This is a genomic window from Salegentibacter profundi, assembly GCF_054121475.1.
In genome coordinates this window covers 138,362-161,094 of record NZ_JBSYGG010000001.1, presented here as the reverse complement: position 1 = coordinate 161,094, position 22,733 = coordinate 138,362, and the positions used below count along the sequence as shown (strand labels likewise).

Sequence of the window (22,733 nt, the reverse complement as noted above, 5' to 3'; positions counted from 1 at the left end):
TCTTAACATAATATCAATGAAGTTCGCTAATAATCTGTTAAGATTTGCGCCTTTGCCCCCGGGAAGTCCGGTTTTGTTTGTGTTTTGGTTTGGAATCATTCTTAAAATTAGAGGATGCTGTTTCCTCAAGTTTGGAAGCCTCTTCTGTTTTTATCGAATCATCCACCATTTTGTTGATCGTTTGCAGCTCCTTTTCAGTAAGTTCACGCCATTTACCCACGGGCACGTCAAGGGTGACATTCATGATTCTTATGCGTTTGAGAGCATTGACCTGGTAACCTAAGAATTCACACATTCGTCTTATCTGACGATTAAGTCCTTGGGTTAGAACAATCCTAAACTCATATTTCCCCAGTTTTTCTACCTCGCATTTTTTGGTAGTGGTATTAAGAATAGGAACTCCGTTGCTCATTCTATTTATAAAGTCGTCGGTTATGGGTCGGTTTACCTTTACGATATATTCCTTTTCGTGGTTATTTCTTGCCCTTAGGATCTTATTCACAATGTCGCCATCATTGGTAAGGAAAATAAGGCCTTCGCTGGGTTTATCTAATCTGCCAATAGGAAAAATACGTTTGGGATAATTTATAAAGTCAATAATGTTATCTTTTTCTACCCTCCTATCAGTAGTACAAACAATACCAACAGGTTTATTGAAGGCTAAATATACATTCGGTTCATTTTTTTCTTTACCTGAAATCAATTGGCCATCAACACGGACTTTGTCTCCAGGAGCGATTTTAGTACCCATCTCAGGAACTTCCCCATTCAGAGTGATACGACTTTGTTCTATTAGCTTGTCAGCCTCACGACGGGAACAATAACCAACTTCACTTAGATATTTATTAATTCGGGTAAGTTTCTTTTCGGCCATAAAATTGAATTATTCTGCAAAGATACAAGATTTGACATGCTCTATTCAATCACATTTTTTTAAAAAAAATGAAATCACAGGCAACCTTTTGTAACTTTCCTGCGTCTATGTATATAGGAGCTTAATTTAAAATCACCAGTGAAAGTAATTCAACTTTTTAGAAACCAGAAATTGCTTATAAAGCGTGCCGCTAACCAAAATAGGGAAGCGCAGCGCCATCTTTACCAGGAGTATTCTGGAAAAATGCTAAGCATTTGTCGGCTTTATATAAAGGATATACAACAAGCTGAGGAGGTAATGCTCAACGGCTTCCTAAAGGTTTTTCTTCATCTGAAAAGCTTTAAAGACCAAGGCAGCTTTGAAGGTTGGGTTCGGAAAATAATGATAAGAGAATGCATATCCTTCATAAGATCAAACAAGAAATTAGAATTCTTAGAGGATGAGTTTTTACAACCTGAAATTCCCGAAACGGTCTCTTCAGAATTATGTGTGGAAGAGATTCAAGCTTTAATTGATGAACTCCCGGAAGGTTACCGAATGGTGTTCGTGATGTATGCTATCGAAGGTTATAAACACGCTGAAATAGCCAAACTGCTGAAGATTACTGAAGGAACTTCCAAATCTCAGCTTTTTAAAGCAAGAAAAATATTACAGGAAAAATTAATCGCACAAAACACAGCTTATGGCACTACATAGATTTGAAGAGCAGGCAGGAAAGAAGTTGAGGGAGCGCCAAATTACACCTTCAGCGGGAAGTTGGGAGAAACTCGAGGCCAACCTGGGCAGAGATGAGAAAAAGAAAAATTTCAGAATTTGGTGGCCTTTAGTAGCCGCACTGCTGGTATTGGCTTTCCTGGCAGGAAACCTGTTTTTTAGAACGACCCCTGGATCCCCTGATATTGTGGAAGAGCCCACCAAAAAAGGTCCTGAAAATTCTCCTGTTATTGAAGAATTTATTGAACCGGTGGAGCTCGCTTCTGAAGGAAAAGAAACCAAAGCCGGGCAACCTGAAGCAATAGCTTCTACTGGTGAAACCCCGCAAAAAAAGGGAGAAGATAAAACGCGGAAAGAATTAGTAGTTGCTTCCGCTGAAGTTGAAAATCTCCATTTCGGGCTTAAAAATATAAATAATGAACCCTCATTTCAGGAGACAGCTATAGAGGAAAATGATTTGGAAGAGGCCATTACAATGGTTGTTTCTGAACAAGCCGAAAAAGATCTCACCGATGCTGAAGTTGACGCTTTGCTGCTAGAAGCCGCAAATCAACTTACCCGCAAACAGACATTTAATAAAAATGGAAGCGTAAATGCAGCTGCCCTTCTGGCCGATGTTGAAACAGAACTCGATCATTCTTTTAGAAAGAAGATTTTTGAACTGTTAAAAGAAGGCTTTGAAGAAGCGAGTTATGCATTTTCTAATCGTAATAAATAACCATCATCCCCATTTGGGGTCATTCATCAATAATCAAATCAATTTTTATGAAAACAGTAATCATCTACCTAGTATTAAGTTTAAGTTCTCTGATATTCCAGGAAATGTATGCTCAATCAAAGGATTCTGTTTACCAACAGAATGAAACTCTTGAAAGAATAAAGAAAGAAATCATTGCTGAGGAAAAAGAGCAGTTAAGAGTTAGAGTTTCTTCCCTGAACCGTCTCGTTGAGAAAGGAGAAATAACTGCGGAATCGGCCAGGCTTCAAAAGAAGGCCGCTGCCGAAAAACATGCCAAAAATATTGAAAACCGGATCGCAATTTTAGAAAACCAATTTGCTCTGGAATCCAGAAATTCTCCTAATGATAAAAGTGTTTGGTTAATCCTTGGGGAAGAAGGGAAAGTGGGAGGATTGGAAACGAATCCCAATAAATACGATAAAAGAACTACCAACGACATCGTAATCGCGGCCGGATTTAATAACGCGCTTGAAGAAGGTCAGTCCCTTAACGATTCCGATTTCAAATTGGCCGGGAGCAGGTTTTTTGAAATCGGTTGGGCATGGAAGACACGCGTTTTTGAGAAATCTAATTGGCTTCGATTAAAGTATGGGGTTTCCTTTCAGTTTAATGGGTTGAAACCGGTTGATAATAGGATTTTTGAACAGGACGGCGATGAAACTTATTTATCCCAATTTAATTATGATCTCAAAAAATCAAAGTTTAGGATGGATAATCTGGTTGTCCCGGTACATTTTGAGTTTGGCCCGTCTACCAGGAATGAATATGAAGACAGGATACGTTATTCTACCGTTGGGAAATTAAAAATAGGTTTGGGAGGTTATGCCGGATTTAATATAGGGGAACGCCAAAAGCTCAAATATGAAGTAGATGGTGAAAGGGTAAAAGAAAAGCTTAAAAACGATTATAATACCAACGATTTGGTTTACGGTATAAGTGCTTACCTGGGCTGGGGTGGTGCTACCTTGTACGGGAAATACGACCTGAACCCAATATTCAAGGATCCAAACCGGGAATTACATAATTTCTCCCTCGGACTTCGATTCGATGTGGATTAATGAGTCTTGTTTTTTGAAACTTGAGGGTACAAAATAGCGATGGCCGAATTATTCCCGCTGGATAGTGGGATCCAATTAATATTCTTCCTTTTTAAAACATTCGATTTAGCCACTTTTTATTTAGTAATTTTGTTTTAAATTATCGAACCTCACAGGTGATCAAAACCTGTGAGGTTTAAAGCCTTGAATTTGATCTCAAAAACAACCATAGACAATGTGTTTGAAACCGCCCGGGTTGAGGAGGTTATCGGCGATTTTGTTCAGCTTAAAAAATCGGGATCGAATTTTAAGGGCTTAAGTCCATTTTCTGATGAGCGCACTCCTAGTTTTATGGTATCACCCGTAAAACAGATATGGAAAGATTTCTCAAGCGGGAAGGGTGGTAACGTGGTAGCCTTTCTTATGGAACACGAGCATTTTACCTATCCCGAAGCTATAAAATATCTGGCAAAGAAATACGGGATCGAAATTGAGGAAACGCTGCAAAGCGATGAACAAAAGGTTCAGGCCAACGAGAGGGAAAGCATGTACCTGGTTTCAGAATTCGCTAATAAATATTTTCAGAAAATTCTTCATAAAACAGATCGGGGAAAGGCAATTGGGTTAAGTTATTTCAAAGAGCGTGGATTCTCTCTGGAAACCATCAAAAAATTTGAATTGGGTTACTGTCTTGATGAGTGGGATGCTTTTACCAAAGAAGCCCTGGCTGAAGGTTATAAACTTGAATTTCTGGAAAAAACCGGGCTTAGTATTAAAAAAGGAGAAAATCCCTTTGATAGGTTTAAAGGCCGGGTGATGTTTCCTATTCATTCAATGTCGGGTCGAGTGCTCGGTTTTGGGGGAAGAATTCTTTCCAGCGATAAAAAAGCCGCAAAGTACCTCAACTCTCCTGAAAGTGAGATATACCATAAAAGCAAGGTGCTCTATGGGATTAATTATGCTAAACAGGCCATAGCAAAAGAAGATAATTGCTTTTTAGTTGAGGGGTATACTGATGTAATTCAATTTCATCAAACAGGAATAGAAAATGTAGTTTCTTCCTCAGGTACCGCCCTTACCTCGGATCAGATACGGCTCATTAATCGCCTTACAAAGAATATTACCGTGCTATTTGATGGGGATGCAGCCGGTTTGAGAGCTTCTCTGCGCGGCATTGACCTTATCCTTGAACAGGGAATGAATGTGAGGATTCTTACCTTCCCAGAAGGAGAGGATCCCGATAGTTTTGCCCGAAAAAATTCCGAGGTGGAATTGAGGGACTTTTTAGCAGAGAATTCAAAGGACTTCATTGCCTTTAAAGCATCCCTTTTAATGGAAGAGGCCCAAAATGATCCGGTTAAAAAAGCCGGATTAATCAGGGAGATAGTGCAAAGCATTTCCAAAATTCCTGATAATATTCAACAGGAAGTTTATCTTCAGGAATGTTCCAGGATAATGGATATCTCCGAAGAAGTGTTGTATTCAAGTCTGGCTCAGATAACTAAAAAATCGGTTGAGCAAACCAAAAATAAGCCCGTTAGGAAATCTTTTGATGTTGTAAAGGAGGAAAAACAAACTACTCCCAAAGTAGACGAGCAATTTGAACTGGAAAAAAAAATTATTAGTTTACTTTTATTATATGGCAAAGAGGAAGAGGAATTCGAAGATCTTCTTTTAAAGGAGAAAGAAAATGGAGAGTTGGTTCTAGAGCCTGAAATACAAAAAGCCAAAGTTTTTGAAAAGATTTTTCTGGATCTTCAGGAAGATGAAATAGCTTTTGCCAATCCTGATTTCCAGCAACTTTATAGTGAACTTATCGATAGGCTTAACAGCAGTGATGCTTTTGCTACGGAGACTTTCATCAATGAAATTGATGCTGAGAAAGCAGCGACAATAACGAATATTTTGATGGAGGAAGAGCAGTATGAATTGCATGACTGGGATCGCCAAAATATTTTTGTAAAGACCAAGAAGGAAACGCTTTCGCGCCTGGTATCTGAAACCATCCTCTCCCTAAGACGTTTTTTAATCAATCAGAAAATAGATGAACTGTCTTCGCAGGTAAAAACTTCCAATCCTGATATTGATAGTAGTACAATACTTCAGGATATTATGGATTACCTTAGTCTTAAAAAGGTGCTTTCTGATAAACTGAATCGTGTTATGTAGAGGGATTTATTTCCAGTAATCGAGACCTGGTAATCAAATCAGCAACATTATCTACATTTAATTTTTTCAGCAAACGAGTCTTGTAAGTACTAACCGTTTTTTCATTGATATTAAGGGTTTCGGCGATGTCCTTATTGCGTTTTCCTGCAGAAATAAGATTCAGGACTTCGATCTCCCGGGTGGAAAGCTTTTTAAATTTTGTAATTAGGCTTTTGCCTTTGGACATTCCGGTGTTTAATTTTTCGGTTATTTTTTTATTCAGATATATTCCTCCCCTTGCTACCTGATAAATCGCGGATTCTAAGGTTTCTGGATCGGTAGTTTTAGAAATATAACCGGAAGCACCTGCTTTAATTGCACTCAAAGCATACAATTCTTCTGCGTGGTAGCTAAAAATTAGTATTCTTAAGGCAGGATATTCTTTTTTTAAGGTCCGTATGGCGTTAATTCCATGAATCTCAGGAAGATCTAATTCGAGAACTAATACTGTAGGAATTTGCTGCGTTAGAAACTTGAAGAGTTCATTACCATTGGTAACCTTACCAATAATCTCCAGGGCTGGATTCATACGTATGATGCTACCGATGCCCTCGCTTACCACAGGATGATGATCTGCAATCAATATAGTATTCATAAAACAGGTTGGTGTTGGAATAAAATGTACGCCTGTAGGGCCTTAGGCTTACATTTTCTTACCTAAAAATACCTGTTTTCGTATTAAAAAGAGAAGATTTAAATGCTTATTCGATAAAATGATTAGTTTTTAAGATGAACGGGAATTTCGCAAACAGGTATTGGGTTGATTTTGTGTAAATTAGCTCTGTGTCGTCTTTGGTATATTTGAAAAACAACTTTATGTCTCCCAGAAAAGTCATCCTCCGTTTTTCCTTGCTCTGCCTGTAGCATTGCCCATTCCAACTCATCGTAAGAGGCCCCGATTTGTTCTTCATCGCTGGGGCTATTGTCAAAAAGCCCGTCGGTCGGTAGCGCATTAATTATTTCAGGAGAAAGTTGGAGGTAATGGGCAATTTGATAAACTTCACTTTTCATTAAATCAGCGATAGGGCTTATATCCACTCCTCCATCACCATATTTTGTAAAGAAACCAACCCCAAAATCCTCAACTTTATTTCCGGTGCCAGCTACTAGGTATCCGTGTACTCCGGCAAAATAATATAAGGTGGTCATTCTCAACCGAGCACGGGTATTTGCAAGACTTAAAGAGTGGTGATCAGAAGACTCGGTAGCTGGAACAGATTGTTTAAAGTTTTCAAACACAGGGGTGAGGTTAACCTCCAGGTTACTTACATTGGCAAAATGTTCCTTTAAGTACTGTATGTGTTTTTGAGCCCTGGTAACCTGGTTTTTTTGTTGATGAATCGGCATCTCAAGGCACAGCGTACGCATTCCTGTTTTTGCGCATAGTGCAGAAGTTACTGCAGAATCAATACCTCCGCTAATACCTAGCACAAAACCGTTCATATTGGCTTTGGTAGCGTAATCTTTTAACCAGTTAACAATATGATCTACTACTTTTTCAATCTGCATAATTTTGGGTGAATTAGTTTGTAAATAATACCTTTGCCTCAAAACTACCACTTAAAGGTAATTTATAAAAGCCCCTGGCGTTAAAGCCTTCATAAGAATATCGTATGATCAAGAGATTGCTGTTGTTTTTCAGTGTTGTTGGTTTTTTTTCCTGCGAGAATAAATCTGAAACTGAAAGGGAGATTGAGAAGATAAAAGTGGAGTTTGAGACCATTCGGTTTGATAAGGAATTTGCTGAAGCTATCCCGGAAAACTTATCCGAATTGAAAGCAGAATATCCCTATCTTTTTCCAAAGCAGTTTAGCGATCAGGTATGGAGAGAGAAAATGACAGACACTATTCAGTTGGAAATTAACGAAGAAGTAGCCAAAACCTTTCCCTCGTTTTCTCAGGAAGAAGATGAATTATACAGGTTATTCCAGCATTTAAAATATTATTTCCCCAGTTTCGAAGCCCCGGATGTGATTACCATTACTTCTGAAGTAGATTATAAGAATAAAGTGGTGATTTCAGAGGATAAGCTTTTTATCGCCCTGGATACCTACCTTGGGGAAGACCATCATTTCTATATCGGATTACAGGAATACCTGAAAAAGAATTTTCGTAGGTCTCAAATACTTCCAGATGTGGCCCAGGCCTATGCTAAAAGATATGTTCCCAGGCCCCAGGCCCGCACTTTTCTTGCGCATATGATCTACTACGGGAAAATGCTTTATCTTAAAGATCTGTTGATCCCTTTAAGAAGTGATGCCGATAAAATTGGCTACACTGCGGAGGAACTAAAATGGGCGCAAAACAATGAAGAACAAATTTGGCGATATTTTGTAGATAAGGAGATGATCTTTGATACTGACTCTGAATTGAGTACTCGGTTTTTATATCCGGCACCCTTTAGTAAATTTTACCTTGCCCTTGATAATGAATCACCAGACCGGTTGGGGCAATATATTGGCTGGCAGATCATTAGAAATTATATGAAAAAAAATGAAGTTTCGGTAGAAGAAATGTTACAAACCGAAGCTGAAACAATTTTTAATAATGCAAATTATAAACCCAGAAAATAATGGCTTACAAAAAATCTGAAATAAATATAGAAGTAGTAACTGATGAAAATCAGGTGCCAGAGGAGCTTTACTGGAGTGCCGAAGACGGGAATGTTTATAAAGAAGAAGCTAAGGCTATGATGCTCTCTGTTTGGGACAGTAAACAACAGGAAACCCTGCGAATAGACCTCTGGACTAAAGATATGCCAGTAGATGAAATGAAAAAGTTCTTCCATCAGACGCTTGTCTCTATGAGTGATACCTTTAATCGTGCTACCCAGGATCAGAAAATGACTGATACGATGAAGGATTTCTGCGATTATTTTGCGGAAAAGCTGGAAATTACCAAGAAATAAATTGAGCTTATTTGGATAAGTTAGTCTTTGTTTATAATGCGTTTTCGGGTAGCCATAATGCTTTTTTAGATGCCGTTCTTAAGCTCATGGGCTCCAATTCTAAGACATGTAATTTATGTCAACTTACCCATGGAGTTTTTTCACAAAAAAAGGTATGGAAGGATTTTATAAGGAATTCGGATATTGAGATGGATTATCTGCATTTGGATGAATTTCAGAAAAAGTATGCCTCAAAATTCGGATATAAATTTACCTTCCCTATAGTTTTATGGGAGGATCAAGGAGAAATGGGGGTTTTAATTTCAACCGAGGAGCTGGAGGAATTGGATAACGTAAAGGAATTAATTGTTCTTCTTGAAGATAGAACGAGTTCTTAAATAATCAAGGATGCTGATTAATTGATTCGATATAATCCAAAATTTCTTCCTTGCCTATACCTGAGGTAGCCGAACTAATAAAAAATTTCGGCATTTCTTCCCAGTAATGAAGCATTTCAGACTGGTAATTCTGAATATTGGATTCCAGAACCTTTGGTTTTAACTTATCAGCCTTGGTAAAGATGATACAAAAGGGAATCTGGTTTTCTCCAAGCCATTGCATAAATTCCAAATCAATCTTTTGAGGTTTGTGGCGGCTATCGATTAACACAAAGGCGCAAAGCATTTGGTTACGATTCCCAAAGTAAGCAGTGATAAATTTCTGAAAAGTTCTTTTGGCAGATTTAGAGACCTTTGCATAGCCGTATCCCGGTAAATCTACTAAATGCCAGTTTTCGTTAATAAGAAAATGGTTGATAAGTTGTGTCTTCCCCGGTTTTGCTGAGGTTTTCGCTAAAGATTTGCGCTCTGTAAGCATATTGATTAACGAGGATTTTCCCACATTGCTTCGGCCAATAAAAGCATACTCAGGCAAGTTGGAATCAGGACATTTGTCCACCTTTGAGTTGCTAACCACAAATTCAGCCGATTTGATTTTCATCAGGAATAAATTATAACACCAAAAATATGTGTCTATTAGAAATTACGTTCTTTTAGCCATCCATGCAGGAGCTCATTAAAAAGTTCTGGATGTTCCATCATAGCAGCGTGGCCACATTTATCGATCCAGTAAAGATCGGCATCAGGTAAAAGGCGTTTGAAATCCTCTGCAACTTCTGGAGGAGTAACATTATCGTCTTTACCCCAGATAATGCATGTTGGAGTGCGCATTTTTGGTAAATCCTTAGCCATATTATGGCGGATTGCACTTTTTGCAATAGCAAGAGTTTTTACCAGTTTGTTGCGATCACTGACCGTTTCATACACTTCATCGACAATGTCTTTGGTGGCCACTTGGGGATCGTAAAATACGTTTTGTGCCTTTTTCTTTATAAATTCATAATCACCACGTCGAGGATAGCTCTCTCCCATTGCGTTTTCATACAAACCGGAACTTCCTGTTATAACCAGTGCCTTTACCATCTCTGGATAAAGTTTGGTAGTAAGAAGTCCAATGTGACCTCCCAGGGAATTTCCTAACAAAATCACTTTGTCTAAGCCCTTAAAATCAACAAACTCTTTGATATATTTTGCGAAAGTACCCACGCTTGTTTTAAGCAGAGACATGGAGTATAAAGGCAATTCAGGAATTAAAATTTTATAGCCCTTAGGAGGAAAATAATTAATAACACCATCAAAATTACTCAAGCCACCCATCAGTCCGTGTAAAATAACTATCGGAGTTCCTTCTCCTTTCTCCAGGTATGTAAATTTACCCTCTTGCCTTAAATTATTTTTCATTGATAGCCTTTGCGGTTAGCAATCGCAAATATAGCGATTTCGATACAAGTATAATCATTTTTGAGAAATAGCAAAGGCAATTCCTTACAGCATTTAACAGGATTAGCACCCATTTTTAACACAAAATTTTAGGATAAAACCAAGCCTCTGAAATTTAACCTCATAGGTGTATTGAAAAGTCTTTCAGTGCAATAGGAGGGAAAAATTTATCAACAATGTGGTAGAAAGTGGTAAAAAGTGGTAATATTTTCAATATATTTGACTTTGAAAATCTAATTAGTGGTAAATCTCATCGGTACATATGAATGCAAGGTGGACGCTAAAGGCCGTTTAATGGTGCCTTCAGCGTTAAAGAAACAACTTGCGCCTATGTTGCAGGAGGGATTCGTGCTAAAACGAGCGGTTTTTCAATCTTGTCTGGAGTTGTATCCGATGGAAGAGTGGGATAAGCTGATGAAGAAAATGAATGGTCTTAATCGTTTCAAGAAAAAGAATAACGATTTTATAAGAAGATTTACTGCCGGGGTGAAAAGTGTAGAGGTGGATGGTAGCGGGAGGTTGTTAATTCCAAAGGATCTTTTAGGTTTCGCTGGAATTGAAAAGGAAATCGTTCTTAATTCCGCAATTAACATTATCGAGATTTGGGATAAAGAGCAGTACGAGAAGACTATTTATGAGTCTACCGATGATTTTGCCGAACTGGCTGAAGAGGTAATGGGAAATGATGAGCTCGATGGAATATCATAATCCAGTTTTATTAAAGGAATCTATAGACGGTCTCAATATAAAGAAAAACGGGACTTATGTGGATGTAACCTTCGGCGGTGGAGGGCATTCCCGGGAGATCCTTAAGCGATTAGGACCAGAAGGAAGACTTTTTGCCTTCGATCAGGATAAAGATGCTTTGCGCAATAAGATAGAGGATCCACGATTTACCCTTATCAGTGAAAATTTCAGGTTTATCAAACGTTTCCTGAGGTTTTACGGGGTAAAGCAGGTAGATGGTATCCTGGGTGATTTCGGAGTTTCATCCCACCAGTTTAATGAAGCAGAGCGTGGTTTTTCAATCCGTTATGATGCTAAACTGGATATGAGGATGAACCGAGATAGTAAGCTTAGTGCTTTAGAGGTTGTCAATCAATATCCTGAACAGCATTTGAGACAGTTGTTTTATCAATATGCTGATCTTAAGAATGCTCCAAAACTTGCAAAAATCATTGTGGGTTCAAGGGAGCAGAAAGCTATAGAAAGCAGTGAGCAACTTAATGATCTGCTGAAGCCACATCTTTTTAAAGGAAAAGAAAATAAGATCCTGGCTCAGATCTACCAGGCTATCCGCATAGAGGTGAATCAGGAGATTGAGGTTCTTAAAGAGTTTTTAAAACAAACTGAGGAACTTTTGGTGGAAGGTGGCCGGATAAGTTTAATCTCTTATCACTCTTTGGAGGACCGTCTGGTAAAACGCTTTATTAGAAGCGGATTGTTTGAAGGAGAACCGGAAAAAGATTTCTTCGGAAATATTTCGGTTCCTTTTAAAAAGGTAGGAGGATTAATCGTTCCCTCAAAGGAGGAAATTGAAAGAAATAGCCGTGCACGCAGCGCAAAATTGCGGGTGGCCAAAAGAATTTGAAATCTCTTAGAAAGTAATGAAAAAGGGTTTTTATAATCTTCTGAAAGCAAATTTTCTGATTAGTCGCGATGCGGTTAATAACTGGAGGTTCATTGTGTTTTGTACGCTGCTGGCCATTATCATGATTGCTAGTTCTCATAGTGCAGAGAGAAAAGTTCATGAAATTGCTCAGCTACATGATGAGGTCCGTGAACTGAGAAGTGAATTCGTAGATCGGCGTTCAGCACTGATGAAAATTAAAATGGAATCTACAATTACAAGGAAAATGAGTGAAAGGGGTGTCGGACCGTCAGAAACACCACCCTATAAAATAAGAGTAAATATCACTGAATAAAATGGCAATAACCGAAAAAGGCATATTAAACAGATTGTACTTCGTGGCAGCCTGTATGTTTTTGTTTGCCGTTGGTGTGGCTGTAAAGCTTCTTGATATTCAGTTTGTCGATGGCGAACATTATAAACAACTAGCTGAGGAACGAACATACAGAAACTTTAAAATACCCTCTAATCGTGGGAACTTATATGATTCCAATGGTAATTTACTTGCTACCTCTATCCCTAAATATGATATAAGATTTGATGCTGTCACTGTTTCTGATAAGGATTTCCAAGAGAATATAGGACCTTTATCTAAGAAGTTGTCTGCAATGCTGGGTAATTCTGCTTCCTATTATGCTCAAAAACTTCGCGCGGCCAGAGCTAACAGGCAGCGTTATCTTTTAATAGCTAAAGGCCTTGGTTATTCAGAATTTCTTAAACTAAAAGAGTTTCCGATGTTTAATCTAGGAACATATAAAGGCGGTATGATCGTAGAGCAGCGAACCGTGCGGGAGCATCCGCTGGGAAAAATGGGAGAGCGGACCGTAGGGTATGAGCGCCAGGATGAACAAGGTTATTTTACCCGTGTGGGGCTTGAGGGAGCCTATAGTTCTTATTTAAGAGGAACCGATGGTAGGCGCCTTAAACAAAAAATAGCCAAAGGTCAGTGGAAACCCATTAGTGATAATAATGAAGTGGAGCCTAAAGATGGCTACGATGTAATTTCAACCATAGATGTTAATATTCAGGATATAGCCCATCATGCTCTCCTTAAGCAATTAGAAAAATATGAAGCCGATCACGGCAGTGTGGTGGTGATGGAAACCGAAACTGGCGAAATTAAGGCTATCTCTAACTTAGGAAGAACCTCCCGAGGCACTTATTACGAAAAACTTAATTATGCCGTGGGCGAATTACATGAGCCTGGTTCAACTTTTAAATTAATGGCAATGGTAGCTGCCCTGGACCATAAAGTGGTTGACACAGGGGACATCGTTGAAACTGGAAATGGACGACTACCTATCCTCGGCAGAATGGTTCGAGATTCAAAACACGGAGGATATGGTGATATTAGTGTAGCGCGAGCTTTTGAGGTTTCTTCAAATGTTGGAACAGTAAAAATCATTTACGATAATTACAAAGACCAACCTCAAAAGTTTATTGATAAGCTTAATGCTATGCATCTTAATGAACCGCTAGGTTTGGATATAAAAGGAGAGGGTGTGCCTTATATACCCCAACCTGGCGATAAAAAATGGTCAGGCCTTTCTTTACCATGGATGGCTTACGGGTATGGCAGTATCCAGATGACCCCTCTGCAAACCCTTGCTTTTTATAATGCCATAGCCAATAATGGTGAGATGGTAAAACCGCGATTTATTAAGGAGGTAAAAGAATGGGATAAAACCATTAAAAAATTTGATAAAGAGGTAATCAATCCTGCTATCTGTTCTCCTGAAACCCTTTCTAAGGTACAGGAGATGCTTAAAAATGTTGTGGAACGCGGTACGGCTAAAAGTCTTTATTCCCCGAATTTTTCCATGGCGGGTAAAACTGGAACTGCGCAAACTGAATACTGGATGGACGACTGGGCCTCCAACAGACGATATATCTCTTCGTTTGTGGGTTACTTCCCTGCTGAAAATCCAAAATATACCAGCATTGTGGTCATTCATAAACCAGACAATAAAGTGGGTTATTATGGTGCGGATGTTAGTGGACCGGTTTTTAAACGTATTGCACAAAAGATCTATACCGATACCCCAATAGAAGATGAATTGAATTCTATCGAGGTGAAAAATGAAAATATTGAAGATGATTTCGAAAAATATTATACCAAGATTCAGGATGAAAATATAATTATGCCGGATGTCGTTGGCATGCCGGCAATGGACGCCGTATCTCTATTAGAGAACCTTGGATTGGAAGTGAGATTCCGTGGCAAGGGAAAGGTTAAGGCCCAGTCTGTTTCAGCTGGTCAGAAAATAAAAAATAATCAGAAGGTAAATCTGCATTTAAGTTGAAGATTTTAAAAGACATATTATACAGGGTTTCTATGGAGGCCGTAACCGGGAATACCTCTGTTGCGGTTAATAACATTCAATTTGATTCACGTAAAGTAGAGTTAAATGATGTTTTTGTCGCCATCCGAGGATTGGTGTCCGATGGACATAAATTTATAGAACAGGCGGTAAACAAAGGAGCTCTAGCGGTGATTTGTGAAGAGTTACCAAAAGATATTGTCAATGGGGTTACTTATGTGCAAGTCGGGGATTCTCAAAAGGCGTTGGCGTATATGGCAGCAAATTTCTATGGGAACCCTTCTGGGAAACTAAAGCTTGTAGGAGTTACCGGAACTAATGGTAAAACTACAATTGCAACCTTACTGTATGAACTTTTTACCAAAGCCGGTTATAAAGTCGGGTTGCTTTCTACAGTTAAAGTTATGGTTGGGAATAGGAGTTTTCAGGCCGTCAGGACAACTCCCGATTCTCTCAGCATAAATTCCTATCTCGGTCAGATGAATGAGGAAGGTGTAGAATTCTGTTTTATGGAAGTCAGTTCTCACGGGATTGCCCAGCACCGAACGAGTGCCCTGGAATTTAAAGGTGGAATTTTCACCAACCTCTCCCATGATCATCTAGATTATCATAAGGATTTCGCGGAATACCGTGATATGAAAAAAAGATTTTTCGATGAGTTGCCGGCCTCAGCTTTTGCACTGACCAATGCCGATGATAAGAATGGGATGGTAATGCTTCAAAATACAAGGGCTGTAAAATACACTTACGCATTAAAATCTTACGCAGATTATCAAGCCCAGATACTTGAAAATCAGTTCACTGGATTGTTGTTGAAAGTAAATGGGCAAGATCTCTGGACTAAACTTATAGGAAATTTCAATGCTTATAACATTCTGGCAATTTATGCCACTGCGCAGTTACTTGGCCTGGAAACCCTTGAAACCCTGAAAATCATCAGCGAACTGGAGTCGGTAAGTGGAAGATTTGAATATTTGATTTCCGATAAAGAAAAAATAACTGCTATCGTAGATTATGCCCACACTCCAGATGCCCTTAAAAATGTGCTTGAAACAATTAACAGCATAAGAACAAAGAATGAAAAATTAATTACAGTAGTAGGCTGTGGAGGAGACAGGGATAAGTCAAAGAGGCCCAAGATGGGCCACATAGCATCAGCCTTAAGTACCGATGTGATCTTTACCAGCGATAATCCCAGAACTGAAGATCCCGATAAAATTATAGCGGAGATCGAGACAGGTGTGGAGCCTCAGAATTTTAAAAAAACCAACGCTGTTACCAATAGAAAGCAGGCGATTCGTACGGCCTGCCAGATGGCTTCCAAGAATGATATTATTCTCATTGCAGGAAAAGGGCATGAGACCTATCAGGAGATCAATGGAGAGCGATTTGATTTTGATGATCTAAAAATTGTAGCTGAATTTTTAAAGCAATTAAATAAATAAAAACCGAGCCAGTTAAGGCAGGTGCCGAATAAGGATATGTTATACTACCTATTTGAATATCTAGATGCAGAATACCAGGTGCCAGGCGCGCGCCTCTTCCAGTATATTTCTTTTAGGTCTGCAATGGCAATTATCCTTGCTCTTGCAATTTCTACAATTTATGGAAAAAGGATTATCAATTATTTAAGAACCAAACAGATTGGCGAGAGCGTAAGAGATCTTGGTCTTGAAGGTCAGAATGAAAAAACAGGCACACCAACTATGGGGGGTATTATCATCATAATAGCCACCTTAATTCCGGTATTGCTATTTGCCAGATTAGACAATATCTATGTGATTTTACTTATTGTAACTACCCTTTGGATGGGATCAATTGGTTTTATTGACGATTACATTAAAACCTTTAAAAAAGATAAGGAGGGGCTACAGGGAAAATTTAAGGTTATTGGCCAGGTCGGACTTGGACTTATTGTTGGAGCCACCATGTATTTTCATCCCGGTATAACCGTCAAGGAAGAAACTAATAAGCCTGCAAATTCGCAGCAGGAATTACTGGTTGAGGCCGATGAGATCGTTATGGGACCTGAGGAAAAAACAACAACTACTACCATTCCCTTTGTGAAGAATAATGAATTTGATTACTCCAGCCTCATTACCTGGATAAATCCTGTACTTAAAAATTACGCCTGGATTATTTTTATTCCTATCGTCATTTTTATTGTCACAGCAGTTTCCAATGGTGCCAATTTAACTGATGGTATTGATGGTCTTGCTGCGGGGTCCTCAGCCATTATAGTTCTAACACTCGGGATTTTTGCCTGGGTTTCGGGGAATATTATTTTTTCCGATTACCTGAATATAATGTACATCCCACGTTCAGGAGAAATGACCATTTATATCACTGCTTTCGCCGGTGCCCTGGTGGGCTTTTTATGGTATAACACTTATCCGGCGCAAGTTTTTATGGGAGATACCGGAAGCCTTACCATCGGCGGGATAATTGCCGTCTTGGCTATTGCTACCCGTAAGGAATTGTTAATCCCTGTGTTATGCGGAATTTTTTTAATGGAAAACTTATCGGTGGTTTTACAGGTTGCCTGGTTTAAAATTACCAAACGAAAATATGGAGAAGGAAGAAGAATTTTCCTCATGTCACCTCTGCATCATCATTATCAGAAAAGAGGATATCATGAAAGTAAGATTGTGGTGAGGTTCTGGATCGTAGGGATTTTTCTGGCCATTGTAACGATCATCACACTTAAGGTTAGATAATGAAGAAGGGATGGCGAAATATAAGTAAGCCTGGGCAATATAAATTGGTTGTCCTGGGGGGAGGTGAAAGCGGAACAGGGACGGCCATTTTAGGTAAGAAACTTGATTTTGATGTCTTTGTTACTGATAAAGGTAAGATTAAAGATAAGTATAAGGATGTTCTTGAAAATATTGAAATTAAATGGGAGGAAGCACAGCATACGGAGGAAAGAATCCTAGATGCTGATGTGGTCATGAAAAGCCCGGGTATTCCAGATACAGCGCCTCTGGTAATCAAACTAACCGAGTTAGGGATTCCGGTGATTTCTGAAATAGAATTTGCTGGGGCTTTCACTTCAGCAAAAATAATAGGGGTCACAGGAAGTAATGGCAAGACGACAACCACAAAGTTTATTCACCATATCCTTAAAGCTGGCGGAATATCAGTCGTAATGGCTGGAAATGTGGGAGATAGCTTTGCAAGGCAAGTGGCTGAATCTCAGCCTGAGTGGTTTGTACTGGAATTAAGCAGCTTTCAGCTGGACGGGATTGAAAATTTCAGACCTGAAATAGCTGTTCTGACTAATATTACCCCGGATCACCTGGACAGGTATGATTATAAATTGGATAATTATGTAGCCTCCAAGTTCCGAATTACCCAAAATCAAAATGAGAATGATGTTTTCATTTTCGATGACGACGATGAGATTATAAAAGGGTGGTTAAATAACCATCCGGTAAAAGCCCAGAAGCTTCCATTTTCTTTGAAGAAGAAAGCAGAGGATGGAGCTTGTATAGAACGCGAAAATATTGTAATAAACATAAATAACGATCATTTTAATATGCCAACAAAAACATTAGGCCTGCAAGGTAAACACAATACTAAAAATGCCATGGCAGCCGCAACGGTAGCACAATTGTTACGAATTAGGAAAGAGACCATACGCGAGAGTATGGAGAATTTTCAAGGGGTAGAACATCGGCTTGAAAAGGTTTTAAAGATCAATAATGTTCAATATATAAATGACTCCAAAGCAACAAATGTTAATGCCACCTTTTATGCTTTGGAGAGTATGGAATCTGAAACCGTATGGATTGTAGGCGGGGTAGATAAGGGGAATGTGTATGATGACCTGCTCCCTTTAGTGAACGAGAAAGTAAAAGCGATAATCTGCCTAGGTGTAGATAATGTCAAATTACAAAACACCTTTGGTAACTGTGTGGAAACAATTGTGGAAACCCAATCTATGGCTGAAGCGGTGAAAATCGCATACAGGCTTTCGGAAAAAGGCGATACCGTATTGCTGTCTCCTGCTTGTGCCAGTTTCGATCTATTTGAAAATTATGAAGACCGTGGAAGACAGTTTAAAGAAGCGGTAAGAAACCTATAAAGATTAAAACCTGAAAGAGCATCAACTCCATGAGCAACTTTTTTTCAAATCTTAAAGGAGACAAGGTAATCTGGGCGACTGCCGGCTTGTTGGCAATATTTTCGTTTTTGCCGGTATATAGCGCCAGTAGTAACCTTGCATATCTTTATGGAGATGGAAGTACCTTTAAGTACGTTGTTGTTCACTTTTTTCATTTGGTACTTGGTTTTTCACTGCTTTTTGCCATTCATAAAATTCCTTACCATTATTTCCGTGGTTTGTCTATTTTAATGTTGCCGGTGGTGATTGTTCTATTATTGTATACCGCATTACAGGGAACTATTATCGATGGGGCAAACGCAAGCCGTTGGATTCAGATTCCTGTCTTAGGAGTTTCATTTCAGTCCTCAACACTGGCATCCGTGGTTTTGATGGTTTATGTAGCGAGGTATCTCTCAAAAATGACCCATAAAAAATTAAGCTTTAAGGAGTCAATTTTACCACTATGGGTGCCTGTTGGCATGGTATTATTGTTAATTTTGCCCGCCAATTTTTCCACTACAGCCATTATCTTTACTATGGTTCTGGTTTTGATGTTCTTAGGGGGATACCCCTCAAAATATCTGGGAATTATAATTGTGGCTGGTTTACTGATGCTCACTTTGTTTATTCTTACAGCCAAAGCTTTTCCCGGTCTTTTGCCCAACAGGGTAGATACCTGGGCAAGCCGGATTGAAAACTTTTCTAATGATGAAGATACCGAAGCGGACTATCAGATAGAAAAAGCAAAAATCGCTATCGCCAGGGGTGGAATTACAGGTGCGGGAATTGGAAAGAGTGTACAACGAAATTTTTTACCCCAGTCTTCTTCCGATTTTATTTACGCCATAATAGTCGAAGAAATGGGATTGATAGGAGCATTTGGGGTAATGAGTGCATATCTTATGCTTTTATTCAGAATTATAATTGTGGCAACCAAGGCTAATACGATGTTTGGGAAGCTTGTGGTAATGGGAGTAGGTTTGCCGATTATTTTCCAGGCCTTGATTAATATGGCAGTGGCTGTGGAATTGTTCCCAGTAACAGGGCAGACATTACCGCTTATCAGTAGCGGAGGAACCTCAATTTGGATGACCTGTATGGCCCTGGGGATTATTCTTAGTGTAAGCGCTAAACGTGAAGAAATTAAGGAAGCTGAAGAGCGATTAAACGAAGAAGAAAATCCGCTTGATATTTTAAGTGAAGCGATATAAAATGAAAAAGGACCTACGCGTCATATTATCTGGAGGAGGCACAGGAGGCCACATTTATCCGGCAATTGCTATTGCCAACGAGATAAAAATGCGATATCCTGAAACAGAATTTCTCTTTGTTGGGGCTAAGGACAGAATGGAAATGGAAAAAATACCTCAGGCGGGTTATAAGATCGAAGGGTTATGGATCAGTGGCATTCAAAGAAAATTTAGCCTTAAGAACTTTATGTTTCCCTTAAAGCTTCTGAGTAGTTTGAAAAGGTCAAGGAAAATTATCAGGGACTTTAAACCAGATGTAGTGATTGGTACGGGAGGTTTCGCAAGTGGGCCGTTGTTAAAAGTGGCTAGTTCTCAAAATATTCCCACTTTGATCCAGGAGCAAAATTCCTATCCCGGGATAACCAACAGGATTCTTTCAAAAACCGTGGACCGAATATGTGCCGCTTATGAGGAGGTAAAACGATTTTTTCCTGCAGAAAAGACTGTGATTACAGGAAATCCGGTTAGGCAGGATTTGCTGGAAGTAGATTCCAAGCGCGCCGAAGCACTGGATTTTTTTAAGCTAGATGCAGATAAAAAAACTGTATTGGTTCTCGGCGGGAGTCTCGGGGCAAGAAGAATAAACCAATTGATGGAGAAATTGGCAGATAAATTTGAGAAACAAGAAATCCAGTTAATCTGGCAAATCGGGAAGTTGTATTTCGGGGAGTATAAAAAATACAAGGGCATATTCGTACAGCCCCACGAATTTTTAAACAGGATGGATCTGGCCTATGCTGCAGCCGATTTGATCATTTCCCGTGCTGGTGCAATAAGTGTTTCAGAATTATGTATTGTTGGGAAACCGGTGATGTTTATTCCCTCTCCTAATGTAGCAGAAGATCACCAGACTAAAAATGCACGTTCAGTTGCTGATAGAAACGCTGCTTATGTATTCAATGAAAATGAATTAGGAAAAAATTTTGAGAATGAGATGTTTAGTTTGCTGAACTCTGAGGAAAAACAAAAAGAATTAAGTAGAAACATTAAAGCATTGGCTTTGCCTTATGCCACTGCGGCAATAGTAGACGAAATAGAAAAATTAATAGAAAGATAATTTTGATCGATTTAAACCACATAAAGAATATTTATTTTATCGGCATTGGCGGGATTGGAATGAGTGCCTTGGCGCGTTATTTCAAATTTCAGGGAAAAAATGTTGCCGGTTATGATAAAACTTCTACCTCTCTTACCAGAAGCCTGGAAGACGAAGGGATTACAGTGGTATATGATGAGGCTGTAGGGAGTATCCCAGAGGATTTCACCCATCTTGAAGGTACATTAGTGGTCTATACTCCAGCTATTCCTAAAGAACATAAACAATGGTTGTATTTTATCAGTCGTGAATTTCCATTAAAGAAACGAGCGGAAGTTCTGGGCCTTATTTCAAAAGGTAAACAAACACTTGCCGTGGCCGGTACCCATGGGAAAACTACAACTACCGCAATTCTTGGCCATTTGCTGAAAGAAACAGGAGCCCCGGTAACAGCTTTCCTGGGGGGCATTAGTGAAGATATCGGAAGCAATCTGATTCTAAAAGGAGATGAGGTTATCGTTGTAGAAGCAGATGAATTTGACCGCTCCTTTATGCAACTTGCTCCCAATATTGCGGCTATTACCTCAATGGATGCTGATCATCTCGATATTTATGGAGAAAGAGAGGAGTTGGAAAAGACTTTCAGGGATTTTGCAGCTCTGGTTCCAGACTCCGGGATGCTATTTGTGAGGAATGGTCTTCCCATTGCCGGAAAAACATTGGGTATTGAGGATGATGCCGATTTTGCCGCTACAGATATTAGAATTGAAAATGGGGCCTACTATTTTAGTCTTAGAACCCCTAATGGAAAAATTAAAGAATTAAGATTTAATCTACCTGGCAAACATAATTTGCTAAATGCTATTACAGCCCTGGCGATGGCTATTCAATACGGCTCCCCAACCGATGAAAAACTCGCCAGGGCTTTAAATAGCTTCAAAGGGGTTAGGCGTAGGTTTACCTACAAAATAAAAACAGAAGACCTGGTGCTCATAGATGATTATGCACATCATCCTGCCGAAATTGAAGCCGTTTACCAAGCAGTTAGAGAAATGCATCCTGGGAAAAAAGTATTGGCAGTATTTCAACCGCATTTATTTAGCAGGACTCGTGATTTTGGAGATGAGTTTGCTAAAAGCCTGGCAAAATTTGATGAATTATTATTAATGGATATATATCCTGCCAGGGAAGAACCAATTGAAGGAATTGATTCCGTGTGGTTGTTCGACCAAATAAAAATGAATTCCAAACGACTTATTACAAAAGACCAGCTTGCCGAGCAAGTGATAAAAAGTGATGCCAGTGTGATTGTGATGATGGGTGCCGGAGATATTGGAGAAGAAGTAGAACCCTTAAAAAAGATTCTATACAATGAAAAGTAAGATAGGCTACATGAAAGGCATGTTTTTACTGGTGTTAGTGGCTTTTTTTTATGGTTTTGCCGAGCACCGGCACAAATCCCGAAAAATCAGTGAGGTGAAAATTGAATTTGTAGAGGATGAAAACCTCTATATCACTGAGGAAGCGGTTAATAAGTTGTTAATACAAAATAATTTGGAGCTTACGAGCATAGATAAAGAAACTTTAGATTTGAATAGGGTAGAAATCCTACTGAGGAACCACGATATGATTGAAAACGCAGAAGTTTACCTGAACCTTGACGGCAAACTCAATGCCGATATCAGTCAGCGCAAGCCTATTGGACGTGTGGTGGGAGGTGCTTCATTCTATCTGGATCAAAATGGCGAAGTAATGCCACTATCACCTTATTATTCGGCCAGAGTACCGTTGCTTTTTGGATTTGATGAAGACAATGTTTTTCAAGTGTATCCGTTGGTCAATTACATAAAGAATGATAGATTTTTAACCCAGCATATTACAGGTATAAACAGGTTAAGCGGAGGGAATTTTGAGCTGGAAATGCGCAAACTTGGTTTTAATGTATTTTTCGGAAAGCCTGAAGATATCCCTTTGAAATTCAACAATTTCAAAGTCTTTTATAAAAAGGCACTTAAAGACAACAAACTCGATACCTATAAAAAAGTGAACTTACAATTTGGAAACCAGGTTGTTTGTACGAAAAAGTAAATT

The 22,733-nt window shown here is 39.1% G+C and carries 23 protein-coding genes; 18 read left to right on the top strand and 5 right to left on the bottom strand.

The genetic code is table 11. The annotated features are described in order from the left end of the window. Nucleotides 1-37: 37 nt before the first annotated feature. A complete protein-coding gene (gene rluF / locus ACW6NC_RS00775; protein ID WP_457863103.1) occupies nucleotides 38-874 on the bottom strand; it encodes a 23S rRNA pseudouridine(2604) synthase RluF in 837 nt (278 codons plus the stop codon). A 138-nt stretch (nucleotides 875-1,012) separates the two neighbouring features. Here rluF and ACW6NC_RS00770 point away from each other — a divergent pair, with 138 nt between their 5' ends. From ACW6NC_RS00770 to dnaG, 4 genes are all read left to right on the top strand, one after another. Continuing rightward, nucleotides 1,013-1,570, top strand: a complete 558-nt coding sequence (locus ACW6NC_RS00770; RefSeq protein WP_457863101.1) for an RNA polymerase sigma factor — start codon at nucleotides 1,013-1,015, stop codon at nucleotides 1,568-1,570. Next, nucleotides 1,557-2,306 (top strand): hypothetical protein, encoded by a 750-nt coding sequence (locus ACW6NC_RS00765; protein ID WP_457863099.1) that lies wholly within the window; start codon nucleotides 1,557-1,559, stop codon nucleotides 2,304-2,306. Before ACW6NC_RS00770 ends, ACW6NC_RS00765 begins: the two co-directional genes overlap by 14 nt. A 47-nt stretch (nucleotides 2,307-2,353) precedes the next feature. Next, a complete protein-coding gene (locus ACW6NC_RS00760) occupies nucleotides 2,354-3,385 on the top strand; it encodes a hypothetical protein (protein ID WP_457863097.1) in 1,032 nt (343 codons plus the stop codon). 189 nt (nucleotides 3,386-3,574) lie between these two features. Further along, nucleotides 3,575-5,533: a DNA primase gene (dnaG, locus tag ACW6NC_RS00755; RefSeq protein ID WP_457863095.1), complete on the top strand. Its 1,959-nt coding sequence runs from the start codon at nucleotides 3,575-3,577 to the stop codon at nucleotides 5,531-5,533. On the opposite strand, the gene ACW6NC_RS00750 is transcribed toward dnaG, so the two are convergent. Together ACW6NC_RS00750 and nadE are read right to left on the bottom strand one after the other, a co-directional pair. Continuing rightward, nucleotides 5,526-6,167, bottom strand: a complete 642-nt coding sequence (locus ACW6NC_RS00750) for a response regulator (protein WP_457863093.1) — start codon at nucleotides 6,165-6,167, stop codon at nucleotides 5,526-5,528. The two genes, dnaG and ACW6NC_RS00750, sit on opposite strands and share 8 nt — an antisense overlap. 122 nt (nucleotides 6,168-6,289) lie before the next feature. Continuing rightward, a complete protein-coding gene (nadE, locus tag ACW6NC_RS00745) occupies nucleotides 6,290-7,081 on the bottom strand; it encodes an NAD(+) synthase (RefSeq protein ID WP_457863091.1) in 792 nt (263 codons plus the stop codon). Nucleotides 7,082-7,185: 104 nt separating this feature from the next. Between nadE and gldB the strand changes: the two genes are divergently transcribed. The 3 genes from gldB to ACW6NC_RS00730 are packed head-to-tail and all read left to right on the top strand — an operon-like array spanning nucleotide 7,186 to nucleotide 8,857. Beyond that, nucleotides 7,186-8,145: a gliding motility lipoprotein GldB gene (gene gldB / locus ACW6NC_RS00740; protein ID WP_457863089.1), complete on the top strand. Its 960-nt coding sequence runs from the start codon at nucleotides 7,186-7,188 to the stop codon at nucleotides 8,143-8,145. Continuing rightward, the gene (gene gldC / locus ACW6NC_RS00735; RefSeq protein WP_457863087.1) at nucleotides 8,145-8,480 is read left to right on the top strand and encodes a gliding motility protein GldC; all 336 of its coding nucleotides are present in this window, start codon (nucleotides 8,145-8,147) and stop codon (nucleotides 8,478-8,480) included. Before gldB ends, gldC begins: the two co-directional genes overlap by 1 nt. Nucleotides 8,481-8,491: 11 nt before the next feature. Further along, nucleotides 8,492-8,857 (top strand): GTPase, encoded by a 366-nt coding sequence (locus ACW6NC_RS00730; RefSeq protein ID WP_457863085.1) that lies wholly within the window; start codon nucleotides 8,492-8,494, stop codon nucleotides 8,855-8,857. 4 nt (nucleotides 8,858-8,861) lie between these two features. On the opposite strand, the gene yihA is transcribed toward ACW6NC_RS00730, so the two are convergent. Both yihA and ACW6NC_RS00720 read right to left on the bottom strand, forming a co-directional pair. Further along, entirely contained in the window at nucleotides 8,862-9,458 is a 597-nt protein-coding gene (gene yihA / locus ACW6NC_RS00725; RefSeq protein WP_457863083.1) for a ribosome biogenesis GTP-binding protein YihA/YsxC, read from the bottom strand. A 35-nt stretch (nucleotides 9,459-9,493) separates the two neighbouring features. Continuing rightward, nucleotides 9,494-10,258 (bottom strand): alpha/beta fold hydrolase, encoded by a 765-nt coding sequence (locus ACW6NC_RS00720; protein ID WP_457863081.1) that lies wholly within the window; start codon nucleotides 10,256-10,258, stop codon nucleotides 9,494-9,496. Nucleotides 10,259-10,537: 279 nt separating this feature from the next. On the opposite strand from ACW6NC_RS00720, the gene mraZ reads away from it, so the two are divergent. From mraZ to ACW6NC_RS00665, 11 genes are read left to right on the top strand one after another with little or no spacing between them, the layout of a single operon-like run. Further along, entirely contained in the window at nucleotides 10,538-11,005 is a 468-nt protein-coding gene (gene mraZ / locus ACW6NC_RS00715) for a division/cell wall cluster transcriptional repressor MraZ (protein WP_457863079.1), read from the top strand. Continuing rightward, nucleotides 10,992-11,888 carry a 16S rRNA (cytosine(1402)-N(4))-methyltransferase RsmH gene (gene rsmH / locus ACW6NC_RS00710; RefSeq protein WP_457863077.1) on the top strand — a complete coding sequence of 299 codons (897 nt, stop codon included), beginning with the start codon at nucleotides 10,992-10,994 and terminating at the stop codon, nucleotides 11,886-11,888. Before mraZ ends, rsmH begins: the two co-directional genes overlap by 14 nt. 16 nt (nucleotides 11,889-11,904) lie before the next feature. Next, complete coding sequence (locus tag ACW6NC_RS00705; RefSeq protein WP_457863075.1) at nucleotides 11,905-12,222, top strand: FtsL-like putative cell division protein; 318 nt, start codon at nucleotides 11,905-11,907, stop codon at nucleotides 12,220-12,222. Nucleotide 12,223: 1 nt separating this feature from the next. Further along, the gene (locus tag ACW6NC_RS00700; RefSeq protein WP_457863073.1) at nucleotides 12,224-14,230 is read left to right on the top strand and encodes a penicillin-binding protein; all 2,007 of its coding nucleotides are present in this window, start codon (nucleotides 12,224-12,226) and stop codon (nucleotides 14,228-14,230) included. Further along, nucleotides 14,227-15,693 carry a UDP-N-acetylmuramoyl-L-alanyl-D-glutamate--2,6-diaminopimelate ligase gene (locus ACW6NC_RS00695; protein ID WP_457863071.1) on the top strand — a complete coding sequence of 489 codons (1,467 nt, stop codon included), beginning with the start codon at nucleotides 14,227-14,229 and terminating at the stop codon, nucleotides 15,691-15,693. Before ACW6NC_RS00700 ends, ACW6NC_RS00695 begins: the two co-directional genes overlap by 4 nt. Nucleotides 15,694-15,729: 36 nt before the next feature. Further along, a complete protein-coding gene (gene mraY, locus ACW6NC_RS00690) occupies nucleotides 15,730-16,965 on the top strand; it encodes a phospho-N-acetylmuramoyl-pentapeptide-transferase (RefSeq protein WP_457863069.1) in 1,236 nt (411 codons plus the stop codon). After that, complete coding sequence (murD, locus tag ACW6NC_RS00685; RefSeq protein ID WP_457863067.1) at nucleotides 16,965-18,335, top strand: UDP-N-acetylmuramoyl-L-alanine--D-glutamate ligase; 1,371 nt, start codon at nucleotides 16,965-16,967, stop codon at nucleotides 18,333-18,335. The genes mraY and murD overlap by 1 nt, the downstream gene beginning before the upstream one ends. Before the next feature lie 29 nt (nucleotides 18,336-18,364). Beyond that, nucleotides 18,365-19,567: an FtsW/RodA/SpoVE family cell cycle protein gene (locus tag ACW6NC_RS00680; RefSeq protein WP_457863065.1), complete on the top strand. Its 1,203-nt coding sequence runs from the start codon at nucleotides 18,365-18,367 to the stop codon at nucleotides 19,565-19,567. A gap of 1 nt (nucleotide 19,568) precedes the next feature. Continuing rightward, nucleotides 19,569-20,663: an undecaprenyldiphospho-muramoylpentapeptide beta-N-acetylglucosaminyltransferase gene (murG, locus tag ACW6NC_RS00675; protein ID WP_457863063.1), complete on the top strand. Its 1,095-nt coding sequence runs from the start codon at nucleotides 19,569-19,571 to the stop codon at nucleotides 20,661-20,663. Between the two features lie 2 nt (nucleotides 20,664-20,665). Then, nucleotides 20,666-22,024, top strand: coding sequence for a UDP-N-acetylmuramate--L-alanine ligase (murC, locus tag ACW6NC_RS00670; RefSeq protein ID WP_457863061.1), 1,359 nt, complete (start codon nucleotides 20,666-20,668; stop codon nucleotides 22,022-22,024). Further along, entirely contained in the window at nucleotides 22,014-22,730 is a 717-nt protein-coding gene (locus ACW6NC_RS00665; RefSeq protein ID WP_457863059.1) for a cell division protein FtsQ/DivIB, read from the top strand. The genes murC and ACW6NC_RS00665 overlap by 11 nt, the downstream gene beginning before the upstream one ends. Nucleotides 22,731-22,733: the final 3 nt, after the last annotated feature.

Excerpts from the sequence above, each read along its gene's own strand:
- rluF (WP_457863103.1), bottom strand. The coding sequence starts at position 874 with ATGGCCGAAAAGAAACTTACCCGAATTAATAAATATCTAAGTGAAGTT.
- ACW6NC_RS00765 (WP_457863099.1), top strand. The coding sequence starts at position 1,557 with ATGGCACTACATAGATTTGAAGAGCAGGCAGGAAAGAAGTTGAGGGAG.
- ACW6NC_RS00760 (WP_457863097.1), top strand. The coding sequence starts at position 2,354 with ATGAAAACAGTAATCATCTACCTAGTATTAAGTTTAAGTTCTCTGATA.
- ACW6NC_RS00750 (WP_457863093.1), bottom strand. The coding sequence starts at position 6,167 with ATGAATACTATATTGATTGCAGATCATCATCCTGTGGTAAGCGAGGGC.
- nadE (WP_457863091.1), bottom strand. The coding sequence starts at position 7,081 with ATGCAGATTGAAAAAGTAGTAGATCATATTGTTAACTGGTTAAAAGAT.
- gldB (WP_457863089.1), top strand. The coding sequence starts at position 7,186 with ATGATCAAGAGATTGCTGTTGTTTTTCAGTGTTGTTGGTTTTTTTTCC.
- gldC (WP_457863087.1), top strand. The coding sequence starts at position 8,145 with ATGGCTTACAAAAAATCTGAAATAAATATAGAAGTAGTAACTGATGAA.
- yihA (WP_457863083.1), bottom strand. The coding sequence starts at position 9,458 with ATGAAAATCAAATCGGCTGAATTTGTGGTTAGCAACTCAAAGGTGGAC.
- ACW6NC_RS00720 (WP_457863081.1), bottom strand. The coding sequence starts at position 10,258 with ATGAAAAATAATTTAAGGCAAGAGGGTAAATTTACATACCTGGAGAAA.
- rsmH (WP_457863077.1), top strand. The coding sequence starts at position 10,992 with ATGGAATATCATAATCCAGTTTTATTAAAGGAATCTATAGACGGTCTC.
- ACW6NC_RS00705 (WP_457863075.1), top strand. The coding sequence starts at position 11,905 with ATGAAAAAGGGTTTTTATAATCTTCTGAAAGCAAATTTTCTGATTAGT.
- ACW6NC_RS00700 (WP_457863073.1), top strand. The coding sequence starts at position 12,224 with ATGGCAATAACCGAAAAAGGCATATTAAACAGATTGTACTTCGTGGCA.
- mraY (WP_457863069.1), top strand. The coding sequence starts at position 15,730 with ATGTTATACTACCTATTTGAATATCTAGATGCAGAATACCAGGTGCCA.
- murD (WP_457863067.1), top strand. The coding sequence starts at position 16,965 with ATGAAGAAGGGATGGCGAAATATAAGTAAGCCTGGGCAATATAAATTG.
- ACW6NC_RS00680 (WP_457863065.1), top strand. The coding sequence starts at position 18,365 with ATGAGCAACTTTTTTTCAAATCTTAAAGGAGACAAGGTAATCTGGGCG.
- murG (WP_457863063.1), top strand. The coding sequence starts at position 19,569 with ATGAAAAAGGACCTACGCGTCATATTATCTGGAGGAGGCACAGGAGGC.
- ACW6NC_RS00665 (WP_457863059.1), top strand. The coding sequence starts at position 22,014 with ATGAAAAGTAAGATAGGCTACATGAAAGGCATGTTTTTACTGGTGTTA.